This is a genomic window from Roseateles sp., assembly GCF_031397715.1.
In the GTDB taxonomy this organism is placed as follows: Bacteria; Pseudomonadota; Gammaproteobacteria; order Burkholderiales; family Burkholderiaceae_C; genus Paucibacter_A.
The window spans coordinates 1-6,468 of record NZ_JANNMI010000386.1 but is presented as its reverse complement, the minus strand read 5'-3'; the positions used below and the strand labels follow the sequence as shown (position 1 = coordinate 6,468).

Sequence of the window (6,468 nt, the reverse complement as noted above, 5' to 3'; positions counted from 1 at the left end):
GACATCGTGGCGGCGTCCTTCAAGGCCTTGCTCAGCGGCGCTCTGCGCGCCGGCGCGCTGCGCCTGAACAGCAAACAAGCGTCTTTGACCTCCTGAGGGCTGCACCATGAGCGACAAGCTGATCATCTTCGACACCACACTGCGCGACGGCGAGCAGTCGCCCGGCGCCTCGATGACCAAGGACGAGAAGCTGCGCATCGCGCGCCAGCTGGAACGGCTGCGGGTCGATGTGATCGAGGCCGGCTTTGCGGCCTCCAGCAATGGTGACTTCGAGGCGGTGAAGGCGATCGCCGATGCGGTGCGCGAGAGCACGATCTGCTCGCTGGCGCGCGCCAATGACCGCGATATCGCCCGCGCTGCCGAGGCGCTCAAGGGCGCGGCGCGCTCGCGCATCCACACCTTCATCGCGACCAGCGAGTTGCATATGGAGAAGAAGCTGCGCATGACGCGTGAGCAGGTGCTGGAGCAGGCCATACAGTCGGTTCGTTTCGCTCGCAATTTGAGCGGCGATGTCGAGTTTTCGCCCGAAGACGGTTATCGCTCCGACCCCGACTTCCTGGCCCGCGTGGTCGAGGCTGTGATCAAGGAGGGCGCGCGTACCATCAACATCCCCGACACGGTCGGCTATGCCATCCCCGAGCTGTACGGCAACTTCATCAAGACCTTGCGCGAGCGCGTGCCCAACTCTGACCAAGCGGTCTGGTCGGTGCATTGCCACAACGACTTAGGCATGGCGGTCGCCAATTCGCTGGCCGGCGTGCAGATCGGCGGCGCACGCCAGATCGAATGCACGATCAATGGCCTGGGTGAGCGGGCGGGCAACTGCTCGCTGGAGGAGGTGGTGATGGCGGTCAAGACGCGGCGTGATTACTTCGGCCTCGACGTCAATATCGACGCGACGCAGATCCTGTCGGCCTCGCGCCTGGTGTCGCAGACCACCGGCTTTGTGGTGCAGCCGAACAAGGCGGTGGTCGGCGCCAATGCCTTCGCCCATGCCTCGGGCATCCACCAGGACGGCGTGCTGAAGGCGCGCGACACCTACGAAATCATGCGCGCCGAGGACGTGGGTTGGAGCGCCAACAAAATCGTGCTGGGCAAGTTGAGCGGCCGCAACGCCTTCAAGCAGCGCTTGCAGGAGCTTGGCATCGCCTTGGAATCCGAGGCCGAAGTGAACGCCGCCTTTGTGCGCTTCAAGGACCTGGCCGACCGCAAGAACGAGATTTTTGACGAGGACATCATCGCCTTGGTGATGGACGAGTCGGTCACGGCCGAGCATGAGCATTACCGCCTGATCGCGCTGGCGCAGCGCTCCGAGATGGGTGAGCGGCCGCATGCCAGCGTGGTGTTTGCGGCCGGCACGGTCGAGCACCGGATGGAGAGCGACGGCAACGGCCCGGTTGATGCGGTGCTCAAGGCGATCGAGTTGGCGGCGCAAAGTGGCGCCGAGATGCAGCTCTATTCAGTCAATGCGATCACCAGCGGCAGCACAGAATCACAGGGCGAGGTGACGGTACGGCTGCAAATCGGCGGGCGCGTCGTCAACGGCGTTGGGGCAGACCCCGATATCGTGGTGGCCTCGGCCAAGGCTTACTTGAGTGCCTTGAATAAATTGCACAGCAAGATTGAGCGTGTTGCGGCCCAGGGCTAAGTTGAATTCGCCCTTTTTAACGCAAAGCGGAGCTTGAAGAGCCGCACGTAAGCTTTTGATCTTGCTAGTATTTTTCCTTTCACCTAAACTGCCGATCAGTAGCTGGGGCCCGGATTGAAGAACTTTTCGAAATATTTGACAAGCATCACTTTGCGCACGGCCTTGGCCGTGTTCGCCGTCGGCTGTTTAGCCTTGCCGGCGCACGACGCCCAGGCGGGGACCAAGCAGGCCAAGAAATCTGCGCAAAAGCAAACCACCAAGGATGTGCGCAAGGTCAAGCCGGCCTCCCGCACACCGCGCAAGGCGGTGCGGGTGGTGAAGATTGAGGCGGCCAAGCCGACCTTTGGTCAGTTGTATGGCCTGCATGCGGCCGTTGACCCTTTGGACTTGAAGTCCAGCGTGGCCCTGGTGATGGATCAGGACACCAACGAAGTCTTGTTTGCTAAGAACTCGCAGGCGGTCTTGCCGATCGCTTCGATCACCAAGTTGATGACGGCTCTGGTGGTCGTCGAGGGCGGCCAGTCCCTGGACGAAAAGTTGAGCATCAGCGAGGCCGATATCGACACCGAGAAGGGCACCCGTTCACGCTTGATGGTGGGTACGACGCTGACACGCGGTGAGATGATGCATCTGGCCTTGATGTCATCGGAAAACCGCGCCGCCAATGCCTTGGGGCGCCATTACCCCGGCGGCCTGGAAGTGTTTGTGGCGGCGATGAATCAAAAAGCCCAGGCCCTGGGCATGCGCGACACGCATTATGTCGAGCCGACCGGTTTGTCGAGCCGCAACCAATCCAGCGCCAATGATCTGGCGGCCTTGGTCAAGGTGGCGCATGAGGTACCGCTGCTGCGGGAGTTGTCGACATCCCGCGAACACCAAGTTGCTTTGGGTCGCCGCCAGGTTCAGTTCCACAGCACGAACGGTTTGCTCGCTAGCAAGTCTTGGGATATTGGTCTGCAGAAGACGGGGTTCATCAACGAAGCCGGCCGTTGCCTGGTGATGCAGGCGCGTATGGCCGGGCGCAAGGTCATCATGGTGTTGCTCGACTCGACCGGCAAATATTCTCGGATTGGCGACGCCGAGCGGGTGCGCAAATGGGTGCTCAGCAATCCGGCGGCTTTGAATCAGCCGTTGAAGGCAACGCTCTGAACAAGGCTTCAGTATTTGCAAGCAAAAAAGCGCTCGATGAGCGCTTTTTTTTGCTTCAGCCCCGATAGCCCAGCGCCGTCGAGATCTGCGCCACCGTGTCCTTGAGTCGCTGTAGCCACGACTCTTCCAGCCGGTCGGCGGGCGCCGAGATCGACAGGCCGGCGATCAGCTTGGCCTGGTCGTCATAGATGCCGGCGGCCATGCAGCGCACACCCAGTTCCAGCTCTTCGTCATCGCGCGCGACGCCGCGTTGGCGCACCAGCGCCATTTCGCGTTCCAACGCGTTGATGTCGGTCAGGCTGTTGCGGGTGTGGCCGGCCAACCCCGTCCGAGTGGCATAAGCGCGCACGCGCTGTGGGTCATCGCTGGCCAGGAAGAGTTTGCCGACCGAGGTCAGGTGCAAGGGCGCGCGGCCCCCCACGGCACGCACGACCTGCATGCCCGAGCGCTCGCTGTAGGTGCGCTCGATGTAGACGATCTCGTCGCCTTGGCGGACCGATAAATTGACCGGCTGCAGTGTGAACTTGTGCAGCTCGCGCATCGGCCCGAGTGCTGCGTCGCGCACATCCAGGCGCGCCTTGACCAGATTGCCCAGCTCCAACATGCGCATGCCGAGCCGGTAGCTGCCCGCCTCGGGGCGATCCACGAAACGCCCGAGCGTCAGGTCGTTGAGAATGCGGTGCGCGGTCGACGGATGCAGGCCGGTGCTGGCGCTGATTTCCTTCAGCGAGACCGGGTCTTGATGACTGGCCAACACATCCAGCAGCGAAAACATGCGCTCCAGCACCTGGATTGCCGGCGTCTGACCCTCTTTGTTTTTCATGCCTTGATTGTGCTGGAGATTTCTTTGTTTTGCATTGCGAAAATTAGATTCACTTGCCGAGATGGTTTCCGCTCTTCCATTGCTTGGGTGATTGCGGGGCTGCTGGCCCTGCCCGTGCGGGCGCAGGAGGTTGCACCAGCGCCTGCACCAGCGCCTGCATCAGCGACGGCTTCTGCTCCGGCGGCGGCGACTTGGCTGCGCGTACCCCGCCTGCAAGGGCGGTTGACGGCCGCCGATCTGGGTCTGCTGATCAACACCGCCGACCCCTATTCGGTCGCCGTCGGCGAATATTACGCCGGCCGGCGCGGCATTCCCGAGGCCAATATTGCCCGCGTCGTGCTGCCGCTGAAGGCACGCCTGACGGCGGCGGAGTTCGCCGCTCTGCAGGCCGAAGTGCAGGCTCAGCTCGGCCCCCAGGTGCAAGCCTTGGCGCTGGCCTGGAATCTGCCCTATGCAGTTGAGTGCAACTCCATCACCAGCGCACTGGCCATGGGCTTTCAGCCGGAGATCTGCCAGAACGGCTGCGGGGTCAGCAAGCTCAGCCCCTATTTCTCCTATCTTGGCGCGCGCCCGCACAGCGATTTGGGGCTGCGGCCGGCGATGCTGCTGGCCTCACGGTCGGTGGAGGCGGCGCAGGCCTTGATCGAGCGCGGCATTGAGTCCGATCAAAGCCTACCGGCCTTCTCTAGCGCCAATGCCTACTTTGTCAGCACACCCGATGTCGCGCGCAATGTGCGGGCGGCGCAGTTCCCGCCGGCCACGCTGCTCAAGCCCTGGGGTCTTGAAGTCAGGCGCGAGTCCAGCTCGGCACTGCCGGCGCTGCAGCGCACGCTGTTTTACATGACGGGGCTGACCCGGGTCGCGGGCTTGGACTCGGTCGACTGGTTGCCCGGCGCTTTGGCCGATCACCTGACTTCCTACGGCGGACAACTCGACAATGTCGGGCCCGGCGGCCAGATGAGTGCGCTGGACTGGCTGCAAGCCGGTGCCACCGCCAGCTACGGCACGGTCAGCGAGCCCTGCAATCATTTGCAAAAGTTCCCGCACCCGCAGCTCTTGCTACTGTTTTATCTGCAAGGCGTGACGGCGCTGGAGGCCTATTGGCACAGCGTGGCGTGGCCGGCGCAGGGCGTGTTTGTGGGCGAGCCGCTGGCAGCGCCGTTTGCGCCCAGATTTGTGCCGCGTTAGAGCTTCTGCGCGGCGCAGAAACCCGAGCGCACCGCGCCCTCCAAGGTCGCTGGATAAGGCCCGTCCACATAGTCACCGGCCGCCCATAGCCCGGGTGCTATGTGGGCGGGCGGGCGCTGCAGGCCCGGCGTGCAGGCAAAAGTGGCGCGCTTTTCGGCCAGCACGCGCATGATCTGCGGCGGGCTTTGCCATTCAAATTCGGCCACTGCCTGCCGCAACACCGACTCACCGCTTGCGGCCAGACCGTGCGCCACCCAAGCCGCCGCACCGCTGATCACGAAGGCAAACAAGCCCGGCGCATGGCCTAGCTGGCCCAGATCAAAGGCGAATTGAGCCGGCGCCTCAGCGCTTTCTTGCAAGGCCACCATGGCCGCGGGAAGCCCAGTCCCGGGGCTGTGCAGATAGACGGTGATGATGGGCTCAAAACGCAGCGCGCCCGCCAGAGTTGCCCATTTGGGGGCGAGCTCGGCGCAAAGGGTTGCCGCTTGAGTTGAGGGGCAGGCCAGGATGACTTGGTCAAAGCTTTGATCGTCAACGCGCCAACCGTCGGGACATGGGGCAAGGCCCTGAACTCTTGTGTTCAGCCGAATAGCGACACCGCGCGCGTTCAACCAGGCCGCCGCCGGTTCGGCCAGCAAGGCGCTCAAGGGCCGCTTGGGCAGCAGGAGGTCGGCGCTGCCCCGGCCGCTGAACAAGGCGTCGCGCAGCACGCGCAAGAACACGGCCGCGCTGGCCTGCTCGGCCGGCGTGTTCAGGGCGGCCACGCACAAGGGAGCGATCAACTCCCTGCGCACGATCGCCGGCAGGCCGGCGCTCAGCTCGGCCACGCTGAGCTGGGGCGCGCATTCAAAGCGACGCAGCAGCCAGACCGTGGCGGTGCTCAGCAAACTCAGACGGGCCGTCAACGGCCAGGCGCGGTAGCTCAGAATGCCGCGCACAAAGCTGAGCAGCGGCGGCCCCGGCGGCAAACGCAGGCCTTCGTGGCGAGGGTAGCGCAGGCGCAGAGCTTGGCGCAGAAATGCCCGGTCCGGGTCGACGCCGACCGTTTCAAGCAGGTTCAGGCATTGCCGATAGGCGCCAATCAAGATGTGCTGGCCGTTGTCCAGACGCGGGCTGGCGTCGGTCGGCGCCAAGCTGCGGGCTCGCCCGCCCAAATGCTGGGCCATCTCGAACACAGTCACTTGATGGCCCAGCTGACTGGCCTTGACGGCGGCCGCCAAACCCGCCCAACCGCCTCCCACGATGGCGACCCGCTTCAAGGTCAACGTCCGGTCCAGTTGGTGCGCATCGCGATCCAGAGCTTTCGCACCGGCGTCAGCGCGATGCGTTGCTCCAGCACGCGGAAGTTCTCGGCCTCGATCTCGCGCAACAGGGCACGGTAGATATTGGCCATCATCAGACCGGACTTTTGAGCGCGCCGATCGGCCTCGGGCAGCAGGGCGAAGGCCTCGTCGTAAAGCTGGTGCGCTCGCTGCGCTTGGAACTTCATCAAGGCGGTGAAGCGCTCGCTATATCCCCAGGGGCTTTTGCGCTGCAGGATTTCATGCGCCTTGACGTCGAACTGCTGCAGCTCGGAGATCGGCAGATAGATGCGGCCGCGCCGGGCGTCGTCGCCAACGTCGCGGATGATATTGGTCAGCTGCATCGCCAGGCCGAGCTT

6 protein-coding genes are annotated in these 6,468 nt (G+C 63.8%); 3 read left to right on the top strand and 3 right to left on the bottom strand.

The window, feature by feature from the left end:
* Positions 1-106: 106 nt before the first annotated feature.
* Together RMO57_RS16695 and pbpG are read left to right on the top strand one after the other, a co-directional pair.
* Complete coding sequence (locus RMO57_RS16695) at positions 107-1,648, top strand: 2-isopropylmalate synthase (RefSeq protein ID WP_310388516.1); 1,542 nt, start codon at positions 107-109, stop codon at positions 1,646-1,648.
* A gap of 135 nt (positions 1,649-1,783) precedes the next feature.
* Positions 1,784-2,797, top strand: coding sequence for a D-alanyl-D-alanine endopeptidase (pbpG, locus tag RMO57_RS16690; RefSeq protein ID WP_310388514.1), 1,014 nt, complete (start codon positions 1,784-1,786; stop codon positions 2,795-2,797).
* A 55-nt stretch (positions 2,798-2,852) separates the two neighbouring features.
* Here pbpG and RMO57_RS16685 read toward each other — a convergent pair whose 3' ends face one another.
* Positions 2,853-3,620: an IclR family transcriptional regulator gene (locus RMO57_RS16685; RefSeq protein ID WP_310388511.1), complete on the bottom strand. Its 768-nt coding sequence runs from the start codon at positions 3,618-3,620 to the stop codon at positions 2,853-2,855.
* Between the two features lie 87 nt (positions 3,621-3,707).
* On the opposite strand from RMO57_RS16685, the gene RMO57_RS16680 reads away from it, so the two are divergent.
* Positions 3,708-4,808 (top strand): TIGR03790 family protein, encoded by a 1,101-nt coding sequence (locus tag RMO57_RS16680; RefSeq protein ID WP_310388509.1) that lies wholly within the window; start codon positions 3,708-3,710, stop codon positions 4,806-4,808.
* On the opposite strand, the gene hpnE is transcribed toward RMO57_RS16680, so the two are convergent.
* Together hpnE and RMO57_RS16670 are read right to left on the bottom strand one after the other, a co-directional pair.
* Positions 4,805-6,067: a hydroxysqualene dehydroxylase HpnE gene (gene hpnE / locus RMO57_RS16675; RefSeq protein WP_310388508.1), complete on the bottom strand. Its 1,263-nt coding sequence runs from the start codon at positions 6,065-6,067 to the stop codon at positions 4,805-4,807. The genes RMO57_RS16680 and hpnE overlap by 4 nt on opposite strands.
* Before the next feature lie 2 nt (positions 6,068-6,069).
* Positions 6,070-6,468 (bottom strand): squalene/phytoene synthase family protein (locus tag RMO57_RS16670; RefSeq protein WP_310388506.1); only part of this gene is annotated, 399 nt, incomplete at its 5' end.

What these genes read in the sequence shown, in the direction of transcription:
- RMO57_RS16685 (WP_310388511.1), bottom strand. Translation starts at nt 3,620, where the DNA reads ATGAAAAACAAAGAGGGTCAGACGCCGGCAATCCAGGTGCTGGAGCGC.
- RMO57_RS16695 (WP_310388516.1), top strand. Translation starts at nt 107, where the DNA reads ATGAGCGACAAGCTGATCATCTTCGACACCACACTGCGCGACGGCGAG.